2 protein-coding genes are annotated in these 2,098 nt (G+C 37.7%); both read right to left on the bottom strand.

Annotated elements, in window-relative coordinates; all coding sequences use genetic code 11:
• Positions 1-958: 958 nt before the first annotated feature.
• A complete protein-coding gene (locus HMPREF1504_RS05605) occupies positions 959-1,759 on the bottom strand; it encodes a hypothetical protein (protein ID WP_005379713.1) in 801 nt (266 codons plus the stop codon).
• A 76-nt stretch (positions 1,760-1,835) separates the two neighbouring features.
• A partial coding sequence (locus HMPREF1504_RS10445; protein WP_038124170.1) for a cell division protein ZapB occupies positions 1,836-2,098 on the bottom strand: 263 nt, incomplete at its 5' end.

Below are 2,098 nucleotides of genomic sequence, written 5' to 3'. Positions count from 1 at the left end.
TTGACTTTGTCAAAACCCGCACTCTGGCATATGTTCAATCATATGATTGATTACCTATCATTGTTCAGTTTTCAAAGATCTGTACCAGTTAAACCAGACTTTATCTAGCTTCGAAGCACTTTCCTTTGAAGTGTTTCACCAACTGGCGACTAGATTATAATAACATGTTGACTATTTAGTGTCAAGCACTTTTTATAATCTTTTTTAGAACTTTGTAATCACCTTAATATAAGGGATTTACATAAAAATTCTAAAATACTTAGCAAAGAATCTAGATTGTATCTAGTGTTTCCTCATTAAGAAACAGTCGCTTCAACGACTGTATGGTTATTATAGTACAAACAAGAGATGCGCGCAAGCCCTAATTTTTAAAAATTTGAAATTTTTTCCACCTTTTCTGTATAGTGTATTTATTTATTTTCATTCTACTATATGTTGTATGATAACCTATAATTATGGTTAATTCTATAGACTATAAATACAATATATGCTATTTCAGTAATTAGTACTATTTATATCTATTAATTACTACAGGCCTGTTGTATCTCATCAGAGGTCATACATATGGCATCTTACAGATAGAACATGCCTGTTCTATTCCATAAGAGGCCCTACACATACCATCCTGCAATTAGTACAGGCCTGTTCTATTTCATAAGAGACCCTACACATGCCTTCCTGCAATTAGTACAGGCCTGTTCTTTCTCACAAGAGACCATACACACGCCATCCTACAATTAATACAGGCCTATAGTAATTTGAAATCTCTATATAATACTATAATATGCATCTATCATCTGTTATCAATTCCAGATAAAACAAATGACGCCACCCAGAAGGGTGGCGTCATTCGTATAAGGATTATTGTGCCCTAGTTAGGGGTTCTAGGGTATATACGGCCCCTATATCAGCATATGAGGGGCCATATTGTTTTTTTAAAGATATACGGTCAGCAATCTTATTGTTGAATTGCTTTACGCAAATCAATTGTGTGAGGAGCGGAAGGTTCCACTGGCTCATTGATTGCTTTTTTAAGGTCTACTACGTGTTCTTCAGTAGCAGTAGGCTCTTCACTTGCTTTGTTTTTTACGGTTTCTTTAGCTGCGTACCAAATTGTTTCGTTCATCATGTGACGAAGGTCTTCGTTGTTCACATGTTCTTGATCTTGAGCCATGATATCCAAGATTGCGTCTTCCAAAGCACTTGCTTCGTCGTTAGTCATAGGACCGCCGATTTCTTTTTGTCTTTGAACGACTGCATTGATTTGGTCTACCATGCCGCGTAATACATTGAATCCGTAGCTATTTACGAAACCATCTTTTTCATTGTATTTTGGCATATCAAAGAATTCGTATTCATTTTTGTTACGGTTTTCGCCGTTCCAGTTGAATGCGACTTCAAAGCCATGAACACGTCCCAAGGAATGTGTGCGGAAGTAGTCCGCATAGTTATGTTTATCCTTAGAATGTAACCATTTACTTTCAGCCTTAGTCAATTGTTCATGATTGTCATGTTTAATCTTAGCTTTAGTATAGTTAACTTCTGCATTTTGCCATGCTTGTACAAATGTATGCAAAGCTTGTACCGTTTGTGGGCTAGCCACAGGAACGAGTACAACAGGACCTGTAGTTGGTGTAGAAGCAGGGTTAGGCAAAATCAAATTGTCATCATATGTTGGTGAGCCAGCAGCATATCCTGTAATGGATGCAGCGCTCATAAGTGCTGCTGCTGTGAAAGCAAGCATTGTAGATTTTTTCATATCTATTCCTCTTTTCATTGTCGAATATTAGCGATGGTAGGGGATTCAAGGAGAATCCCCATCCATGTGTATCTTATTACATACCTAATTTAGCCATCATAGCAGCCATTTGAGCTTTCAATTGGTCTACTTCGCTTTGTAAGCCTGCATTTTGAGCCTTAATTTGTTCATTTTCAGCTTTCAAATCAGATACTTCGCCTTTTAATCCGGCATTTTGTGCTTTCATAGAAGCCACTTCAGTTTGCATTGCATATGTAGAGCTGATAGGACCCTTACGGTAACGATCTGCTACAGCAGCTTCGCTATCGCGGTTGCCAACCTTCCAAGTTACACCAGCGT

The organism is Veillonella sp. ICM51a, assembly GCF_000524355.1.
Taxonomy (GTDB): Bacteria; Bacillota; Negativicutes; order Veillonellales; family Veillonellaceae; genus Veillonella; species Veillonella atypica.
The sequence above is the reverse complement of the archived record's forward strand: the minus strand, read 5'-3'. Positions and strand labels throughout refer to the sequence as shown.